The organism is Nocardia sp. NPDC057272 (assembly GCF_042668615.1).
Lineage (GTDB): Bacteria > Actinomycetota > Actinomycetes > Mycobacteriales > Mycobacteriaceae > Nocardia.
The window spans coordinates 1-17,850 of sequence record NZ_JBHUYK010000016.1; the positions used below are offsets into that span (position 1 = coordinate 1).

The window sequence follows — 17,850 nt, forward strand, 5'->3', positions numbered from 1 at the left end:
TATCTCGGCGCGCACCTGCAACCTCGACTACCCGAACGAGGACTGCGCTTCGCCCTGGGCGGGGTGGCTATCGCGACGGCGGGAATCTATGCCGCACAAGCACTCTGAGGAACCGTCGGACATACGGTCATGCCGCGAGGACTTCGAAACTCAGACCACGGGATCAATCAGGGCGGCGCCGATGAGGATCCGTGGTGTGAGCGGGGTAGGTGACGATGCGCTGGGCGACCCGCGCGGCCATGAGAGTGGAAATTCCGCTGGGCAGCAGGGGGTCGTAGCCGCTCAGTTCGGTGATGCGGGAGAGCCGGTAGGTGACGGTGTTGCGGTGGATGAACAGTGCCTGGGCGGCGGCGTTGTGGTTGAACTCGCTGTCTATGAACGCATCGAGTGTCTCTAGCAGCGCAGGGTGCTCGGCGAGCGGATCGAGCAGCGCGGCCAGGGCTGTGAGGGTGGCTCCGCCTGCCGCCACGGAGTATTCGAACATCATGTGCTTTCGGGTGCAGATCGTTTCGGGCCGGGCAAGGGCGCGGGCGGTCTCGGCGACGGTGTGCGCTTCGGTATAGGCCGCGGGGATATCCGCCCGGGTGAAGGCGGTCGCTACGCCGATCCAGCATTCGGGCTGAACAGTCTTGCTGGACAACCCGATTCGGTTGGCCAGCGCAGCCGCCGGATCGCCTTCGTCTACCGGGCGCAGGGGGACGAGCGCGATCCAGCCGCCGTTGTCGCGGTAGAGGAAGGTGCCCGGGAGCTGCCCGAGCCGGTTACGCAGTGCGGTGAGGGTTCCGGGTGCGGGTTCGCCGAGCCGTACCGCGGCAACGAGAAATGATTCCGCGATGTGGATTTCGGGTGCGCCTGTCCAGCCGGTGATCTCGCGTCCGGCTAGCAGGTCCGCGGCGATCTCGCCTTGGCGTTCCAGGATGTCCCAGCGTGGCTGGCGGCTGTCCTCGATGAGAGCGGTGGCGATGTGTGTGACTACCAGGTTGAGGTAGTTGGTCAGGTGCAGCCCGAGTTCGGGCAGTAGCGGGTACTCGTCCGGTTCGAGGGCCGAGATGGACTGAGTCCACAGGAATGCGGTGCCGACCCGGTAGTTGGTCAGGATCTCCTCGAGGGACATACCGTCACGGACCAGCCGCATCGCCCGCTCGACGATCGGGAGGGTGTCTTGCCTGGACAGCTCGTGGTCCACGGTGAGCGACCGGAAGAACAGTGCAATGTTGAGCTGGACGCTGGGTACGAAGTCCGCGTCCAGCATGGAGTGGGGCAGCAGATCATCGGTTTTGAGGGTGGTGGCCAAGCCTGCCGCTTTGGCGTGCGTCCGCTCGACGACCTGCTGCCACCGCTTGTCGTGCGCGAGCCCGGGCTCGGGGGAATACATCTGGGTCATGGGCCCTCCTAAGACGCCGATACCCGCGTCGACCTATTGGTTCAAGAGCCCGGGAAGCCTTCGGGTAGCGGTGCGGGGAACCCGAGATTGAACGTCGGGCCCGCAGGCACGCCGCGCAACACCGCGCTGGTCCAAGCTACCGACGGAATCCAGCCGGTGACAGCGTTCACCCCGTGCTCAGGAAGGGGAACGGTGATGAACCGCAGGTCCGCACCGCTGTCCCAGTACTTGTTCACTGTCGGCAGCACTGTCGACGGCGGCACGACCTCGTCCCAGATACCGTGCCACCACAGGATCGGGGTGTCCGGTATGTGTTTGCCGAGACTGTTGTCTTCCAGCACTTGCATGATTGCGGGTTCAGTTTCCAGTGATTTGCCCGGTTTGAAGTACGCACTGAGTGGGCGGTATATCCCTGACGGTGCGAGGGTGATGACGCAGCGAGACTGGAAATCGCGGAGCAGGTGCTGGCCTTCCTCGGTGAGCAACTCCTCCGGCCGGAATACGTCCGGGTATTCCCGCGCGAAGGCTACGAGCCCGAGCCACATGGTGAAGTTCCCGATCCCTGCGAGTCCGGTCTGCGGCTGCACCGCGTATCGCGCGATTCCTGTGAGGCTGCCAGGGGTGGCGCCCACTGCCGTACCCAGCAGCCGCACATCAGGTGCGTAGGTGGCGCGCAGTTCGGCTGCGCGAATCGATCCCGAGCCGCCGCCGGAGTACCCGTACAGCGCGATGCCGGCATCAGCGAGACCCAGTCCCGCATCGTTCTTCACCGCGCGCAGGCTGTCCAGGACCATCTTGCCCTCGGCGAAGGTGTTGAACGTGTTGAACTTCCCGTCGAAGTCGGGGATGTTGAGGGCGAAGCCTTGCATCAGCCAGTAGATCGCGAGCGCGGATTCCTTCATCGTGCCGACCTGCAACGTGTAGGAGGGATTGCAGGAGGAATTGGTGGAGTCGATGGCCTCCTGGAACGACAGCACCGGCCGGGTACTGCCCTGCCATGGAATACCCGGGATGATGACGGTCGTGGCTGTCACGATGGGATTGTCATGGACATCGTTGGACCGAAACAGCAGTTGCTTGGTGTAAACCGGGAACGGGATGCCGGCCAGGCGAGTCTGGACCTCCCGGGTGCGCACGATCTGACCGGGCGCGTAGGACGCAAGGTCGTTCGGGTCGTTGTACCAGGGGTCTTCCGAGGGCGTTGGAATCGGGAGCAGATCGTAGATCTGCGGTTCGGACGGTAGTTGCGGCAGTTGGTTCTGGTCTGGAGGGAATGCGATATCGGCGGGATCACCCACCGCAGTAGCGGCACTGACCAGCACAGTTGCCGCAGATAGCGTCGCGACAGTCCAGTGTCGCAACCATGTCTTACCCATTGAACCTCCAGCGTCATTGCCATGAAGTGTCGAAAGCCTCCCGGCACCTCGAACAAGAACATCGCATGACACAGCGCGGAGTCTTCGGCACGATCCCAGCAGTGAATGCCAACATTAGTGCGTGTGCACAACCGAATCCGAGTGCACTTCACCAGGTCCGACCGGGTTTGCTGGCCCGATGCTCGGGGTTGACCGCGCCAGCACTGCCGCCACATCCTCTACCGCGCCCGAGCGGATTGGCGGCCAGCACGTCCAGGCACCGGTTGTGGACGATGACCGGTGTGGCGTCCATGGAGTCGATGAGTAGCTGCACGGGCTGGGCGAGGGCGGCGGGCTTGGTCCGTGCTCGGGTGCGCGAGGGTCTGCGCGCGGAGCGGGCGAGGTCGTAGAGGTAGGCGGCCTCGTAGGCATACAAAAGACGATCCTTGTTTGCGTAACCTTTTCGGTCGGTCTCGCTTCTGGATTCACTGGATATTTCAAATTTCGAGAAAGGGGATTCTACCTCCAGCAGACAGCTGACTCTATTGAGGGGGAGCTCAGCAGCTTACAACTGGGCGTAGCACAGTACAAGCACATTCAGGAGCCGGAGAAAGCTCTAGCTGAATTCGCTGAACGTGTCGAACTCTTGAAGAGCGAGCAGCGAAAGCGCGAACAACAACTGGATCAGCCGAGTCAAAAGCTCGAAGGATGAACCAGTTCCTCAGTGGACTACCCCTGAGGCGTCAAGCGATCTGACACGCTTCTCGGCGTTTCCGGCCGACACTGCCGCGGATGCGGTTGCGGACGTCGGACAGTGGGAAAGACTGGTGCCAGTGGTGAGCCTGCTGTGGTTCGCCGTCTTCGGCGGCGCGGGCACGGTTGAGCCGGACGTTGATAGGCGCGTTCAGCCGAGGCGTCGATCCGCTCCAGCGCTACCGCCGGTTCGGTGCAGGCTCGGCGCGGCCTCTCGCGCAACGTGTCTGCGGATTCGGCGACGGCGACTTGCGCTGTACGTAATCGGCACGGTCGGTGGGTGTGCGGAACGCGTCGAAGTGGGTGCAGCGCAACGACATCGCTTTTCGAGGTCGCGATTCGAATCGCCGAATGCGGGGGCGGCGGCGGGTTACTCTGAAGAAAACGCCGGGCGATGGAGGCCGCATTGAGATTCACATGGCGTCGACCGAATCGCGTTCCCGCGCAGCTCGAACGGCGCCTGCGGGATGCGCTGCAGTTGCTCGACGCCGGCCGCCACGGATCGGCTGAGTCCGCGCTGACCGAACTGCTTGCCGACTGCGAAGCCGAGATCGGACCGGAGCACCCCTTCACGATCACCGTGATCGACGCCCTCGGATCCGCCTGCTACCAGCAGCGGAACTTTCCCGATGCCGCCGCGCGGCATCGCGACGCCCACCACCGCGCCACTCGCGCCCTCGGCCCGAACCATGCCCTCACGCTGGGCGCCGCGCACAACCTGGGCTCCGCACTGCTACTCATGCACGAGTGGGCCGAGGGGATCCCTCTGCTCCTGACGGTTCTCGAGGCCAAGAAGGAGGGGCTCGGGAGCGATCACCCCGAAACGCTGGCCACCGCCCAAGCGGTCGGGTCCGGCCTGTTCAAGTCGGGCGATAGGCAGCGGGCCGCACTCCTCCTGGACCAGGCCTATCGCACGGCCTTGGTTGCCTATGGATCTGACGATCCGATCGTGGTCGACCTGCGGCACAATCTCGATGTGGTGCTCCGCAACCCCCGCTGAACACCGTCGGTGCCGCACACGTGTTCGGCAACGAAGGCAAATTGAGGTCAGTGAGCGCGGTGCCGTCTCGGCCCCGGTTCACTTCCTATGAGCCGAGACTCCGGTGTCGCCTCGGATCTAAGGTTTTGTATCGGCCTTGACGTCGCGATGTTGGTTGCGCGTGGTTCGGCTGCCGTAGTGCACAATCGGGCGCATGGCACAGTCCTCTGCCCGAGGGCGAATCTCTTCTGGTGCGTTCGTACATGGCGGCCATCGTGGCGAGGCGGTTCTTCATCACGAACGCGGGCAGCCCCGGGATTCCGTCGACGATCCGCGCCACACTCGGCCGCACCGCGGACCGGGGTGCCTGTTGCCGGGCCCGATTCCCGGCCGGCCCGGCGGCACAAGCGAGGTCGTACAGGGGCATTCGCTGTCGTCGAGCCTCAGCGCATGGGCGAGAGCGTCAGCACACTGTCGGAGACGCCCTTGAGATTGCCACGCTCCACGCGCGTGTAGTACTCGACGCTCACCCCAATAAGTGCTCACCCCAATAAGTGGTGTCACCTCTGCACTCCCTATCGCCTGAGCTGTGGCCCGCGAAGCGCTGCCGCAGCATGGCATATGCCTTCAGTGTCCACCGAAACCGGCACGGCCACCGTCTGTACCCTCCGACGATGAGTTGGAGTTGGACCATTCCGGGAGCCATGGGCGCGATCTACACCCTGCTGATGGCCGTACCGGCTACTCACCGACGTCGATGCGCGTCGCGCGCCGAACTCCTCGCCAAGCTCGTCGCCGCAGCAGGGGATCGCTGCCCAAAAGCGTTGCGGGCGGAGTTGATCGAAAAGATCACCTGGGTGGCGGCCTATAGCGCCATCCGCTACACCGGAAAGCGCCGACTGATCGTGTGGATCGGATGGCCTTTGTCCGTTGTCTCCGTCACGCTGTGTGCCGCGGCCGTCATCGTTCACGAAGGTGGGCGGGCACCGAGATCCCCTGGAATGTTCCTGGGTACAGCGGCCGGGGTCGGCGCGATCTTTGCCCTCCAAATCATCCCCGTGGTCTTTGTCATGGACTGGACGTATGCCCGTCGTCTGCTGTATGTGAAGGTTGGTGGGCGAGACGACTTTGCCCACCTTCGTTTCCCCGGTCTGCGACGACGCGGGTACTCCTCGGCCACCGTCAAGAGGCTGATATCGCAAGTCTTCGGGGATCAAAAATGCGGAGAACCGGTCAGTCAGGGCGACATCCTCGCACTACGCCGTGCTATGGCCGAATGGGAGAACTCTTCCTTCCAGTGACCGCTGCGCATAACTAGAGCACCTCTGTTGGCACCCGCTCACGGTCACCCCGTCATGGGTCACCGGCAGAATCGGTCATTCAAGGAGTGTGTAACCGACATCTCACCCCGGAGAGTGGTACCACCCCTACACCACCTATCGCCTCAGCTGCGGAAATGCGCTAGCTGCGCTCGCTTGCTCGGGGCGGCCCGGCGGGACGGGTATGCCTGCCCTGGTTGTGGCTCCTGAACGATCGCCATACTTGGATCGAGGCTGCGCTCGTCGAGGCGTGAGAACCGTTGGTGCAGAACGCTTCCTGGCGAATACCGCCTGGCAATGCTGCACGAGGGCCGTAGACTAGCCGTGATCCCTCGCGCAGCGGGGGTCAGTTGGGGGAGCAATGACGGCAGCATTCTTCGCCGCGTTGGCCGGCTTGGTCGGCGTCATGATCGGGCGCCTGTGGGATATACGATCCGAATCGACTCGCTGGCGCCGCGATCAGAAGACCGCCAGCTATCAGCGCGTCATCGAACAGTTCCAAGTCACCTACGAAGCGATTCGTGTAGTCGCCCTGACCGATACCGACGCAGCAGCGTTTCAAGCCCTGATCGAGCACACCCGTTCGGGCGGGTTCGCGGCCTGGGACAGTGCGGTAGCCGCCGTGTGGCTCCACGGGTCGACTGACGTCGTCGTCGCGGTCACTGATCTCGACGAAGCACTCGGGGCCTTGTTCTCCGCCGCAACCGACCGGCAGATTCAAGACCGCGCCGAGTGGGACCAGGCGCGCCAGCCAGCAGGGGCAGTTTTCGAACAGTTCGTCAACGCGGCGCGTAGGGAGCTCGACCTTCCCCCGGCCCCTGTGAGAGTGTTCCACTCTGCACAGATACTCCCGACAACCGGGCACGACTCGGCCGCGATCACCGAACAGCGACGGGGCTCCTGATGACTGCCGCGCTACTGGCAGCGTGCGCTGCCGTCCTCGGCATCGTGATCGGCCGCCTCTGGGACCATCGCACCGATGAACCGTCACGGGTAAGGGACCGGCTTCTGATTCAGACCAGCGCCGGTCGGCGTGGTGGTTGTTGAGAGTAGTACGCGGCCTCGTATTCGGCCGGGGTCAGGTAGTCCAGCCGGGAATGGAGGCGGGCGTTGTTGTACCAGTCCACCCATTCCATGAGCGCGAACTCGACCTCGGGCAGAGTCTTGAACGGTCCGTGCCGGTTGACGACCTCGGTTTTGAACAGGCCGATGATCGATTCCGCCAAAGTATTGTCATAGGCATCGCCAACCGAACCTATTGACGCTGAGAGTCCTTGCAGTGCAAGCAATTCAGTGAACATCGCTGATTCGTATTGCGATCCGGCATCGCTGTGGTGGATCAGTCCGGGCTCGATGGGATGCCCGTAGTGATCACCGCCACAGAGCCATGTGCAGCGGCTTGGACACCAACGCTGTGGTTTTCGTAGTGGCGGTAGTCCAGCCGACGATCGCGCGGGAGTAGGCATCGAAGACAAATGCCACATACGCCCACCCGGTCCAGGTCGAGACGTAGGTGAAATCGGCGACCCACACCAGGTTCGGTGCGGTGGCAGTCAAATCTCTGTTGAGCTTGTCCCCGGCGCGGATCCCGTCCTTGTCCGGGATCGTGGTCCGATGTCTGCGACCGCGCACGGCGCCGTTCATGCCCAGGTCGCGCATGATCTGATCGACGGTGCAGAAGGCCACCTGGTGGCCGCGGCGGCGCAGATAGCGGGTCATCTTGCGGCGCCCATACATTTGATCCGGGCTGCCCACCAGATCACGCAGGGCGTTCTCCACATACGCATCGGTGATGTCGCGGGCCGACGGAGGCCGGCGGCGTGCTTTGCGGTAAGTCCTTGGCGCGAACTGGATTCCGTGCGCCGAGAGCGCACCACAGATCGACTCGACGCCATAGGCCTGACGGTATTCGTCGATGAAACCGATGATCAACGGTGTCGCGGGTCGAGTTCCCGCGCGAAAAAAGCCGACGCCAACTTCAGAATCTCGTTGGCCTGCTTGAGATCGCGCACTTCCTTGCGCAGCTTGGCCAACTCCTCACGCTCCGCCGCAGCGAGTCCGCCCGCCGACTCCTTGCCCGGCCGAGACCCCTCGGCCATGGCCTTCTTCACCCACACCCGCAACGTCTCATAGTGCACATCGACCAACGGGCCGATCGCCCTGGCGGCGGCATACGGGGACTCGAACTCATCGAGGCGCTCCAAGACCAACCGAACGGCCTTCTCACGAACCTCGGGAGGATAGCGCTTCGGCATGATGGTGACCATCTTCCACTAGGAAGAAGCGGCCCCCAACCCGTGACGGTTCACCACATCACCACGCCATGCCCGGATTCGCCAGCTCACTGGGCTACGGATACGGCCACTACTTCATCTTCGCGGCCGCAAGCGCCTTCTCCGCCGGCATCGAAGTCGAAATCGACGTCCTCGCCGGGCACAGCGCACTACATCAGCCCTACGCGTCCTTCGCCTACACCATCCCCCTCGCCGTCTTCGTCCTCGGCATCTGGACCCTCGCGATCCGGCCCAACGCCGACCGCATCGTCAACACCGTCGTGCCCGCCGTGGGACTACTCGTGCTCATCGACCCCCTCATCCCGATACCCTTCGCGCTCACCGCGGCAATCCTCACCGCGACCGTCGCTGTCCTCGTCTGGCGGCAGCCGATAGATCCCGGCACCCCACACGCCTAGACCTGTCCGGAAGGAGTGGATACCGAGTGTGGGCTGCTGTCGTCTTCACGCATGCTTCGGCATCCGGGCATCTTCGGTGAAATGCCAAGTACCACTGCTGCTCTCCGGCACGCATACCTCTGCGTCCGCGTGTCAGGATTATCGCGAGGATTGCGAAAACGGTTGCGCTAGCGATATTCCGGCTTCAGTCATCCATTTGGATCGATAGGCCGAAATCCCGCGCTTACCCAAGGTTCGGCTCAGGAACTGGTCGAGCGGAGCATCCGCCATGCCGCGATCAGTGGCTCAGTCTCGCCGTGGACGCAGCGCGTAGCCGGGCACGAGCTGGTCGGTCAGCTGTAGCGGAGCCCGGCCGTCGGCGTAGGTGATCGACAATGTAACCCCGCCTAGCCACTCCCGGAATAGGTGTCCTCTGCCCTTGGCAAGCAGCTCCACCGAATAGTCCACTACTCCGGCCAAGGCCAGTTCGGTGCGGTGTGCGACGCACTCAACTGCCGATTTCAGTGCGGACTGCGGCGTGCGTGCCAGACGGATCGTGACGCTTCGAACAATGATCTTTCAGGGAAGTGATTCACCAGAACTGCCAAGTGATCGGAGAGGGCACTCTCGATTCTGCCGCGATCCGCGCATCATCAACCGAACGGTGCGGCCCGCAATCAGGCCAGAATGACCCATCGTCGCGGAGGGCTTTGAACGACACGTAATAGGAATGCCCGGCCGAATCGAGGATCGGCTCCTCGCCCTCCGCGAGTGTGCCCTCGTCCTGGGCAACTTCGTACCAGAAATCGTAGTCGAGACGGACGACGAACACCGGCATGAGAACGATATCGGCATACAGCCACGAACCCGTAGCTACGATCTCCTGGCCGTTCATGATGACCAGATGCTACGCAGAGTGGAGAGATATTCGCTTCGGCGCCTGGCCAACGCCCATATTGCCGCGATCCGCGCGACCCCGAACGGCCACGACCCTCGCCGACGAACGCACTCAACTGCCGAGTTGGGTGCACAACTGGCGACTGCGGCTGTACTGACGAAGACCGACGGTAGCCCGCGCGATGAAGATCTCCTCGCGGTCCAGGGCATACGGCGGGGCATCGACGTCGGGTTTGATGCTGAGCCCGTCAGGCACAGATCTCGGTGGAACCGCGGCTGGGGGCAGGCAGGCCGACGAAGTCAACGTGGCCGTTCTCGAATCGCGGGGCCTGGTCGGCGGTGATGAGCGGCATGGGTCTCTCCTATGCGTCGTGAATGAGGTTGTGTACATGGGCTACTGAGCCCAGGGCGGGCTGATGGGATCGCCGTCGGGGGCCTGGGCGTACGCGCCGACCGGCAGCACCGCCACCGCCTCGAACGGCTCATCGCCCGGGACGCTCAGGTGAAAGACGGTGTGCGCGGGGATGACCAGGGCGTCCCCGGCGCAAAGCTCGCCGGTCTCGCCGTCGATGATCACCTGCGCCCTCCCGGAAAGCGCGATGAAGATCTCCTCACGCGACACCGCGTGCGCGTGACCGGGATTGCCCGCTTCGAGGGTGAATCGCCACACGCTGTTCTCGCTGGAACCCCGGCTGGGAGCGGCCAATCCGATGGCGGTCATGAGGGGAGCCTGGAAGGTGGGTGCGTACATATCGATACGAAGGGAGTCAAGCATGGATTTCGGGGTACTGCTCGGGCAGGCCTACCAGGGGTTCGTGCAGGAGTTACACGCACACCTGGTCGGGCACGGACATCAGGTGCTGGGCGCCTCGTACGGGTACGTGCTGCGCACACTCGCGGACAACGCGCTCACCGCGAGCCAGTTGGGCGAGCACCTGGGGATTACCGCGCAGGGTGCGGCCAAGGTGGTGGATGAGATGGTCCGGCAAGGTTATGTCGAGCGCCGCGCCGACCCGAATGACAAGCGCGCCAAACTGCTGCAGCTGTCCGAGCGCGGGCGCGACATGCTCGACACCGTCCGGACCTTCCACGCGGACTACGAGCGGAGATTGACCGCACGGGTGGGCGCGGATCAGATCACCGCCGTGCGGGCGGTGCTCGGCGAGATCGTTGACGCTGCAACCGATTCCGCTAACCCACGCGCCTTCCGGCCGCTGTGAGCCGAGCGATAGGTCGATGGCCGGTCTGGCGCTACCCAGAGTCCGTTACATCTTGGTGTAGCGCGCCATGGCGAAACTGTAGAGGCCGTAGGTGATGATGCCCAGGCCGGCCGCAATCAACAGGGCAGCTCCGAACGGCTGTGCTCCCAGATTTTTGAACGCTCCGTCGAGTCCGGTGGCTTCGCTGGGGTCGGATCGGCCGACCGCGAGTATCACCAGCAAACCGATAGCCGCGACGGCCAACCCCTTCGCGATGTATCCCACCGTGCCCAACCGGCGAACCAGGTTGCTCGTGGAGCCTTGCAGGTCTTCGAGGAAGCTCTGGGTCGCGCCCTTGTACACGTGATAGCCGCCGATCCCGATGATGATCAATCCGGCGGCGACGAGGGCGATCGTGCCCACGCTCGATCGCATCATCGCAGCAGTGATCCCCGTACTCTGCTCGCTACTGGATTCGCCCGCGCCCCGGGCGAATCCGAATGCGGAGATGGCGAAACCGAGGTAGACCACCGCGAGGGAGAATGCCTTGACGCGATTGACGGCCTCGGATTTCTTGCTGTCGGAGTCGGGTCTGGAGGAGCTGCCGAGTGCCGCTTCGGCGAGCCGCCACAACGCCATCAGCGAGAACGCGACGACACCGACCCAGAGCGCGAGGACACCGCCCGGCTTTGCGGCCAGTTCCGTCATGGCTCCCGATTGGTCGGCGGTTCCGCCTCCGCCACCGAGGGCGAGCCGGATGGCGATGTAGCCGATGAACAGGTGCACGATGCCGCTCATGACGAAGCCCGCGCGGGCGAATCGTTCGAAGACGCTGTTCTGGGCCACCTTGGCCACGGCACTGGACGAGTTGTCGTACGACGATGTGGGGACGGTGTTGTTCGGCATGGTGATACCCCTGCGTGTGGTGGATCCGTCGAGTGGGTCCGCAACGGTCGGCGCGCGGGGTCTAGTGCGAGGTCTCTCGTTCGGCGAAGCTAGTTCTTGAAGGCATCTTTGATCTTGGCGGCGGACTGTTTCAGGTTGCCTTTGACTTGTTCGGCCCGACCCTCGGCCTCGAGGCTTCGGTTGCCGGTGGCGCGACCGAACACCTTCTTCATCCGACCCTTGGTGGCCTCGACGGAATTCGCGATTTTCTTACTCGTACTCATGGCGGTTTCCTCGCTGTGTGGGATCAAGTCAACGCCGTAACCCCACGGCTGTCAACGATGTTGATCTTCAACACAGGGATCCGCGTGGTCGCGGCGAGCCTCCTGGTACGAACCCGCCCGACGAGATCCCCGAACGCCAGGTGCGTCACCTCGGAGATCGACACTTTCCGGCCGCCACTTCCTGCCGGTGGTCGGGCAAGCGCAGGAAAGCCGGGGTCGGCTCCTCGGATGCGCTTGAATTCAGGAGAGGACGCTGGGCCGACAGATCGTGCATGCCGATCTTCATACGATGCAGCACGCCGACGAAGCTTTCAGTTCACCCGCCCGGTCGGAACTCTCACGCTCGCAGTAGATCTCGAGCCGTGCTTGACGTGCATGTGGGCTCAGCCGAACGCACGCAACTGCCGAATATCGTGCATTCGGCAAGGATCGGACAAGTCAGCGGTTGCTGCCTTTGGTGAGGTCGCCGGGTGTCCAGGCGCGGTCGAAGAAGGCCTGGGTGGGTCCGTGTTCTGGTAGGTCGCGGTGTTGAACTCCGGGTCGGCGGTGACGTACGGGCCGGGGATCATGTTGCTGGTCCAATGCCGATCCGGCCACACCCGCAGATGGTCATCGGGGTTGAAAGCGACTGTGGCGGCGTATTTCTCACCGACTGCCGCGGCTGCGTCCAAGATCTCGATCAGTGTGTGGTCGGGTGTGAAATCGTGTCCGGGTGCGATGCCGAGGGTGGCGGCCAGTCCGCGCATGGTGAAGTCTTCGCGGTCGGCGGGTTCGGTGGCGAGAATATCGGCGAGTATCGCGAAGTAGCTGTGGTCGTTGGGTGCCAGCATGTCGATGGCGACGCCGGCGGCATCGACGCGGTTCACCGCCGGTGGGTCTTGGGCGGCGGTGAGTGGGTAGATGCTGGTGGCGTTGATCTGGGCGAGCCCGGCGTCGAGGTCGGTGGGGGTGAAGAAGCCGCGCAGGAATACCAGCACCCGATAGGTGCGCGAGTGGCACACGAAGTACCCCGACGGCAGGGGCTGGTCGTAGCCGGGCGGGACGATGAGGAATTTGCCGCCGTCGCCGTGGTCGGGTCCGGCCGCGCCGATGTCGGTGATAGGGCGCTGCCAGGCGTCGTCGACCAGACCTTGCAGGTGTGGGGCGGCCTCGATCACGGTTGGTCCGTCGACGGCGAGGTCGAGCCAAGTGAAGCTGTAGCTGACATCGGGGTTGGAGGTCACCGCCAGTGCTTCGGGGCCGATACGGCGCCAGCTCACCATGGTGGTGGCACCGAATCCGAAGCGCTGCCCGCACGCGCGCCGCATCGCTTCCAGTGCGACCGCGGGCATCGCCCAGTCATAGACCTGAACCCCGCGCTGGAACCAGATCTCCTCCCGTAGCGCCTGGGCGGCTTTCGGGGTCGGGTAGCCACCCTGGAACGGAGCCTCGACCAGTGCGGACCATCGTGGATCACTCATACAGAACTCCTGCCGTCAGCGCGTGGCCATCGAGACTTTGTCGAATGGTCACATGTCGTCGGGTCGGCGCGCCTCACCCGAAGCGGGTGGCTTTCCCCCGCATGTACGGCGACAAAGCCGTCCAGGATCTCGACGCCGCAATCGCCGCCCCCGTTCCGACGTCTCGATGACCTCGGAATGAGTCATCGCGGGACGATTCTCGAACGTCGACCAGAGTGCACTTCGCGAGATTCGTTGGATGATGCGCGGCGCACCGGATCCAGCATCGGTCACCGCTGCGGACATCTTTCGATCAGGACTTGCCGTCATCGACTGGCGTGGTGGGGCTCGGTCTGTTGGATTTATCGCCGAGGCGCGCGTGCAGCCGTTCGCGGACCTGGTCCGGGGTGTATGCGCGACGTTTGCGTTCGGCCCGCACGATGACCACCCCGGTCGCCGCGACACCCGCGGTCCCGGCCAGACCCAATATCTTCCACCAGCGCATGCGCCTAGGCTAGTCGCTGTGCCAGACGAAACGCCGATGAGTATCGGCTTGGACGAAGCAGTAGAGCTGACGCGAACGGGGGATCTATGGCTGTTTCGCGGGCATTCTCGCGCCGATCGCGCGATACGGGGGTTGACCAACAGCCCGGTGAACCACGTCGGCATGGCAGTGGTCATCGATGACCTACCGGCGCTGATATGGCATGCCGAACTCGGCAAGGCACTGCCGGATATCTGGTCGGGTAGCCATCATCGCGGAGCCCAGCTACACGATTTGCGGGCTGCGGTCATCCGATGGAGCCAGGAGTACGGGCAACAGGCGTGGATGCGTCAGTTGGATCGGCCGGTGACCAGCGAGATGGAGGATGCAGCGCTGCGGGTGGTGGCGAGGCTGGACGGCATGCCCTTCCCCTCCACCGGCGCGCTGGCGGGGCGCTGGTTGCTGGGCCGGGTGCCGATACCGAAACGGTCGAAAAAGCGCGAATCCGATCATGCCGGTCTGGAGAACGCCTACTGCGCGGAGATCGTCGCCATGACGTATGAGGCCATGGGCTTGTTGCCGAACAGACGTCCGAATTGGTATGACCCGGGCAGATTTTGGAGCGGCGACAACCTGCGACTGGCCGAGGGGTATCACCTCGGCGGGGAAATCACGGTGCACGTTCCCGACCACTGACCGCGGCGACTTCCACCACGAGTGACATCCCCCATCATCGTGCACGGACCACGACCCACGGAAGCCCGGTAATGCCGATGAGCGTGCTATTCCGGTGTGGTCGCAGATGATCCGAGGGGCCGTGCGGGTGTGCGGTGAGGACCGAGTTGTCGCTCGGTCGCACGCAACCTATGAAGGAACGGATTCGGTCGGCCTCGCCGGGTCAGCGGCCGCTGCGCGGTTGACTCAACAGCGCGCGCCCGCGTTCCGGGGTGAGGCTGTACGCCAGCACCGGGTCGGCGAGCAAGGCGACCGGGGCGATGTGATCTGGCGTGCGGGGCCGCCAATGCGCCATCGCGGCCTCGAGCGCATGCCACAGCGCCGCCGGGTCGGAGTGGTGTTGCGCGAGCGCCTTTCGTACCGCGGCGTCGAATGCCTGGTTGCCGTAGGAGAGTTGGTGGCCGGGCCGCTCTACCCGGGCCCGGTGCCCGTCGATGGCACGTTTGATCTCGCCCCCGGGGTCGTCGACGATCTGGGCAACGTCGAGCGCGGAGGCATACCAGGGTTCTTTGTGTGCGTGTTGCAGGAACATGCATGGCACGAACTCGTCGGTGAACAGTGGGCCGGTGAAGAATTCCTCCGGAACGGGTGCCAGCGGTAGCACACGCGAAAGGATCCGGGAGGCATCGTAGGGGGAAGAGGTGCTGAGGAACATCTGGAGCTGGGTTTGTAAGACCGTGGCGCGTGACTGGCCGAAATGCTGGGCTTTCTCCAGGGCCGCCATGGCTGTGTCGATGTCCCCGGAAAGGGCTTCGGCACGTGCCTGTTCGGCCACCAGATCCCAGTTGTCACGGGTTTTGCCCGCCGGCTGACGTATTTGATGAAGGCTTTGGTACGTCGATTCCATGAGGGCGGTGAACGAGGGGTACCGCTGCGGGAACTCGCCCCAGGAAAACACGCTGTAGGCGGCCCATTCGCCGTTGTCGTCGCGGTCGGCCGGGTCGAGGAACAAGACTCCGACGTCGGCGTGCAGCGAGATCAGTAGTCCGCGGCTGAACGGGTTACCCGGCGCGTCGACTGGTGGCTCGGTGATCAGGTCGGCCCAGGACTCCCAGGTTGGCTCGAGATCACGCAGCCATCCCAGATCGGTGGTGTCCCGCATCTGCCGCACGAATTCCCCGGCATGGCGCCATCCATCGGTGGTCAGCAGGAAGCTGCGATAGGAGGGTGGCAACCGCAGGCCGAGGCGTTGCTCGACCGCGGCGATGTCGGCCTCGGTTGCCGGGGGGTACCCGAGCCAGCGCTGCTGCACCACCTCGGGATCCAACTCATCAGGATCTCTGCTGGCGATCCATTCCTCGCTCCACAGCTCCAACCACGGTCTCCAGTTCATTCCATGAACGCTACGACCAGCCGCCGACAAGCTCGGACGGGTGCGGGCCGAGATCGTGGTGAGGAGAGGTACCGGCCCTTCTTCGAGATATCCGCAAATGCCGCTGAGCGCGCGGTCGCGAACGACCGCATCTACCGACGAGCGTCAATCGGTCCAACCCGGCCGGGCTGATCTACGCTTCCGGGTGGATCGATTCTGTGGATTTCATTCGAAAGTCCCGCCCCCCATCTCGTGAGGAGACGCTCATGGGCTCGAGTTGGAGAACAGATCCCGTCCAGAATGGCTGGTCGGTGGAGCTTTTCTGGATGCGGTACGAAACCGGCACGCTGTACGGCTATGGCGTCGGAGGGACTGCCCCGGCATCCGAAGACGGGAAGGTCTACCAGTTCAGTTACAGGTTGAACGAACCCTTCACGCCGGACTCCGGCAGTTCCGCGATCGACAGCTATCAGACCATCTTCCAGGCGACAGCGAAGATTTCTGGAGACAAGTTCAGCGATGGACACGAGGTCGAACTCGATGAAGGACGCACGACGGTCTTCGATGGCCCCCAACGGCGGTATCGAATCGTCGCTCGCGAAATGACCCCGACACCACCCCGCGGTCGCCTGGAGCCGATTGGGCCTGACGTCATCGTCGGCGAGGGCGTCAGCACGGTCCACATCGGGGGAGTTCGTTGATTCAGCAGCCATCCCGAGGGCTACTGATCGAGTGAACGGACTCGCACGGCCCCGCCTCGCCCCGAGCAGGCGGGGCTGTCGTGCACCGCACTCGAACGCCGACCCTCGCGGTTCGTCCGGCCAGACCGGGGCGTGGCCGCCGTTCAGAGCAGGGCGCGAGACCTCGTGCGCCGGGCTCGACGAGGGCACCGGGCATATAGTCGTCGTCAGTAGCGATTCTCGACGAGGTGCACCGAATTCCCACCCCGCGTGTCCGCACCTCCCCGCTTCGCCATAGCTGTCTCGTAAGGGTGCGACTAACGGGTGAGGACCGATGGAACGCGACAAAAACAAGCTCTTACACGGGCCTTTGTTCTCCCGGAGTGTTTCGCTCGACCGTCGGAACGCGGCTCGCCGGATCAGCGCGTACATCTATGGGAACGTGCTGATCCTCTCCGCGTTGATCCCGGTCGCACCGTCCCTCGAGGATGTCGGCATCGCGGTCGTTCTCGGGGCCGCCCTGTCGACCTTCATTGCCCATGTCTTCGCCGAGAGCGTCGGGCAATCGGTACGCCAGAGCGACGCGCCCTCTCCACCCCAGCCATGGCTCGACCTGCGCGATTCGCTGCCCATCCTCAGTTCGGCGGTGCTGCCCTGCGCGATCCTCGTGGCGGCGGCGGTCGGGTGGCTCGAACCACGGACCGCCCAGGTGCTCGCCGAGGTCGCCATGCTGGTGCGGATCGGTGGAATCACGTTCGTCATCCGCAGGCTCGAGGGTGCGCGGCCAGATCGGTCGACCCTGCTCGGGGCGATTCTGCTCAGCTGCGTGGCCACCGCCGTCGTAGCGGCGAAGGTCGCCCTCACGCACTGATCCGAGGCGGAACGCTCGGGGGAGCTGCTCGAGGCGCGCTTTTCCTGCGCCGAATCTAGAACACGTTCTACACTCCGGTCATGGACCTGGTTGCTATCGAGGAGATCAAGCGTCTCAAGCACCGCTACTTCCGCACGCTCGACCTGAAACTGTGGGACGAGTTCGCGGACTGCCTCGCCGAGGACGTCTCCGCGCGCTATGGCACCCAGGCCATGGGCGAGCCACTGCATTACGACAATCGCGCCGACGTCGTGGCCTTCATGCGCAAGAACCTCGGACCCGGGATCGTCACGGTCCACATCGCCAACCATCCCGAGATCGAGGTCGACGGCGACACCGCGAAGGGGTCCTGGGCATTCGAGGACACCGTCCTCGTGCCGGGTGCGAAGATCCAGATTCGTGGTGGCGGATACTATTCCGACACCTATCGTCGCGACCCGGACGGAATCTGGCGGATCGCCTCGACGCGATACGAGCGCATCTACGAGGCATTGACCTCGCTGGAAGACCTCCCGAGTTTCACACTGCTCGCCAACCGCTGGGATCCATCGCTGAAGCACTGAAATCAGTCGTCTCCCGAATTGCCCTCGGCCGCAACACGAG

General features: G+C 64.0%; 22 protein-coding genes and 1 other annotated feature. Of the genes, 9 read left to right on the forward strand and 13 right to left on the reverse strand.

Annotation, left to right across the window (positions count from 1 at the left end):
• Positions 1-163: 163 nt before the first annotated feature.
• The 3 genes from ACFULV_RS21040 to ACFULV_RS21050 all read right to left on the reverse strand — a co-directional run bounded on the left by ACFULV_RS21040 (position 164) and on the right by ACFULV_RS21050 (position 3,175).
• On the reverse strand, positions 164-1,384 hold the full coding sequence (locus ACFULV_RS21040) for a PucR family transcriptional regulator (RefSeq protein WP_378659058.1): 1,221 nt from the start codon (positions 1,382-1,384) through the stop codon (positions 164-166).
• Positions 1,385-1,425: 41 nt separating this feature from the next.
• Entirely contained in the window at positions 1,426-2,760 is a 1,335-nt protein-coding gene (locus ACFULV_RS21045) for a lipase family protein (RefSeq protein WP_378659393.1), read from the reverse strand.
• A 148-nt stretch (positions 2,761-2,908) separates the two neighbouring features.
• On the reverse strand, positions 2,909-3,175 hold the full coding sequence (locus ACFULV_RS21050) for a hypothetical protein (protein WP_378659061.1): 267 nt from the start codon (positions 3,173-3,175) through the stop codon (positions 2,909-2,911).
• Positions 3,176-3,898: 723 nt separating this feature from the next.
• On the opposite strand from ACFULV_RS21050, the gene ACFULV_RS21055 reads away from it, so the two are divergent.
• The 3 genes from ACFULV_RS21055 (at position 3,899) to ACFULV_RS21065 (ending at position 6,694) form a co-directional block, all read left to right on the forward strand.
• Positions 3,899-4,492 (forward strand): tetratricopeptide repeat protein, encoded by a 594-nt coding sequence (locus tag ACFULV_RS21055; RefSeq protein ID WP_378659064.1) that lies wholly within the window; start codon positions 3,899-3,901, stop codon positions 4,490-4,492.
• Between the two features lie 653 nt (positions 4,493-5,145).
• Complete coding sequence (locus ACFULV_RS21060; protein ID WP_378659066.1) at positions 5,146-5,772, forward strand: hypothetical protein; 627 nt, start codon at positions 5,146-5,148, stop codon at positions 5,770-5,772.
• Between the two features lie 379 nt (positions 5,773-6,151).
• Positions 6,152-6,694: a hypothetical protein gene (locus tag ACFULV_RS21065; RefSeq protein WP_378659069.1), complete on the forward strand. Its 543-nt coding sequence runs from the start codon at positions 6,152-6,154 to the stop codon at positions 6,692-6,694.
• Between the two features lie 109 nt (positions 6,695-6,803).
• On the opposite strand, the gene ACFULV_RS21070 is transcribed toward ACFULV_RS21065, so the two are convergent.
• The 3 genes from ACFULV_RS21070 to ACFULV_RS21080 all read right to left on the reverse strand — a co-directional run bounded on the left by ACFULV_RS21070 (position 6,804) and on the right by ACFULV_RS21080 (position 8,045).
• Positions 6,804-7,091: an integrase core domain-containing protein gene (locus tag ACFULV_RS21070; protein ID WP_378659071.1), complete on the reverse strand. Its 288-nt coding sequence runs from the start codon at positions 7,089-7,091 to the stop codon at positions 6,804-6,806.
• Between the two features lie 70 nt (positions 7,092-7,161).
• A complete protein-coding gene (locus ACFULV_RS21075) occupies positions 7,162-7,722 on the reverse strand; it encodes a DDE-type integrase/transposase/recombinase (protein ID WP_378659074.1) in 561 nt (186 codons plus the stop codon).
• Positions 7,630-7,758: a sequence feature (AL1L pseudoknot), on the reverse strand. Its footprint overlaps the gene before it by 93 nt.
• A complete protein-coding gene (locus ACFULV_RS21080) occupies positions 7,719-8,045 on the reverse strand; it encodes a transposase (RefSeq protein WP_378659077.1) in 327 nt (108 codons plus the stop codon). (Overlaps the previous feature by 40 nt.) Before ACFULV_RS21080 ends, ACFULV_RS21075 begins: the two co-directional genes overlap by 4 nt.
• A gap of 68 nt (positions 8,046-8,113) precedes the next feature.
• Here ACFULV_RS21080 and ACFULV_RS21085 point away from each other — a divergent pair, with 68 nt between their 5' ends.
• Positions 8,114-8,482, forward strand: coding sequence for a low temperature requirement protein A (locus tag ACFULV_RS21085; protein ID WP_378659080.1), 369 nt, complete (start codon positions 8,114-8,116; stop codon positions 8,480-8,482).
• A gap of 571 nt (positions 8,483-9,053) precedes the next feature.
• Here the strand turns inward: ACFULV_RS21085 and ACFULV_RS21090 are convergent.
• Positions 9,054-9,356 carry a hypothetical protein gene (locus ACFULV_RS21090; protein WP_378659083.1) on the reverse strand — a complete coding sequence of 101 codons (303 nt, stop codon included), beginning with the start codon at positions 9,354-9,356 and terminating at the stop codon, positions 9,054-9,056.
• Positions 9,357-9,752: 396 nt separating this feature from the next.
• Positions 9,753-10,079 carry a cupin domain-containing protein gene (locus tag ACFULV_RS21095; RefSeq protein WP_378659086.1) on the reverse strand — a complete coding sequence of 109 codons (327 nt, stop codon included), beginning with the start codon at positions 10,077-10,079 and terminating at the stop codon, positions 9,753-9,755.
• A gap of 52 nt (positions 10,080-10,131) precedes the next feature.
• On the opposite strand from ACFULV_RS21095, the gene ACFULV_RS21100 reads away from it, so the two are divergent.
• On the forward strand, positions 10,132-10,578 hold the full coding sequence (locus ACFULV_RS21100) for a MarR family winged helix-turn-helix transcriptional regulator (protein ID WP_378659088.1): 447 nt from the start codon (positions 10,132-10,134) through the stop codon (positions 10,576-10,578).
• A 45-nt stretch (positions 10,579-10,623) separates the two neighbouring features.
• Here ACFULV_RS21100 and ACFULV_RS21105 read toward each other — a convergent pair whose 3' ends face one another.
• The 4 genes from ACFULV_RS21105 to ACFULV_RS21120 form a co-directional block, all read right to left on the reverse strand.
• Complete coding sequence (locus tag ACFULV_RS21105) at positions 10,624-11,463, reverse strand: DUF1206 domain-containing protein (RefSeq protein ID WP_378659091.1); 840 nt, start codon at positions 11,461-11,463, stop codon at positions 10,624-10,626.
• A gap of 89 nt (positions 11,464-11,552) precedes the next feature.
• Positions 11,553-11,726: a CsbD family protein gene (locus tag ACFULV_RS21110; protein ID WP_378659094.1), complete on the reverse strand. Its 174-nt coding sequence runs from the start codon at positions 11,724-11,726 to the stop codon at positions 11,553-11,555.
• A gap of 383 nt (positions 11,727-12,109) precedes the next feature.
• The gene (locus ACFULV_RS21115) at positions 12,110-13,186 is read right to left on the reverse strand and encodes a DUF1254 domain-containing protein (protein WP_378659097.1); all 1,077 of its coding nucleotides are present in this window, start codon (positions 13,184-13,186) and stop codon (positions 12,110-12,112) included.
• Between the two features lie 292 nt (positions 13,187-13,478).
• Positions 13,479-13,670 carry a hypothetical protein gene (locus ACFULV_RS21120; protein WP_378630699.1) on the reverse strand — a complete coding sequence of 64 codons (192 nt, stop codon included), beginning with the start codon at positions 13,668-13,670 and terminating at the stop codon, positions 13,479-13,481.
• A gap of 36 nt (positions 13,671-13,706) precedes the next feature.
• On the opposite strand from ACFULV_RS21120, the gene ACFULV_RS21125 reads away from it, so the two are divergent.
• Complete coding sequence (locus tag ACFULV_RS21125) at positions 13,707-14,345, forward strand: hypothetical protein (protein ID WP_378659395.1); 639 nt, start codon at positions 13,707-13,709, stop codon at positions 14,343-14,345.
• 202 nt (positions 14,346-14,547) lie between these two features.
• Here ACFULV_RS21125 and ACFULV_RS21130 read toward each other — a convergent pair whose 3' ends face one another.
• Complete coding sequence (locus tag ACFULV_RS21130; RefSeq protein ID WP_378659099.1) at positions 14,548-15,699, reverse strand: SMI1/KNR4 family protein; 1,152 nt, start codon at positions 15,697-15,699, stop codon at positions 14,548-14,550.
• A 263-nt stretch (positions 15,700-15,962) separates the two neighbouring features.
• Between ACFULV_RS21130 and ACFULV_RS21135 the strand changes: the two genes are divergently transcribed.
• The 3 genes from ACFULV_RS21135 to ACFULV_RS21145 all read left to right on the forward strand — a co-directional run bounded on the left by ACFULV_RS21135 (position 15,963) and on the right by ACFULV_RS21145 (position 17,810).
• A complete protein-coding gene (locus tag ACFULV_RS21135) occupies positions 15,963-16,397 on the forward strand; it encodes a hypothetical protein (RefSeq protein ID WP_378659102.1) in 435 nt (144 codons plus the stop codon).
• A 313-nt stretch (positions 16,398-16,710) separates the two neighbouring features.
• A complete protein-coding gene (locus ACFULV_RS21140) occupies positions 16,711-17,247 on the forward strand; it encodes a hypothetical protein (protein WP_378659105.1) in 537 nt (178 codons plus the stop codon).
• Between the two features lie 80 nt (positions 17,248-17,327).
• Complete coding sequence (locus ACFULV_RS21145) at positions 17,328-17,810, forward strand: nuclear transport factor 2 family protein (RefSeq protein ID WP_378659108.1); 483 nt, start codon at positions 17,328-17,330, stop codon at positions 17,808-17,810.
• The last annotated feature ends 40 nt before the right edge of the window (positions 17,811-17,850 follow it).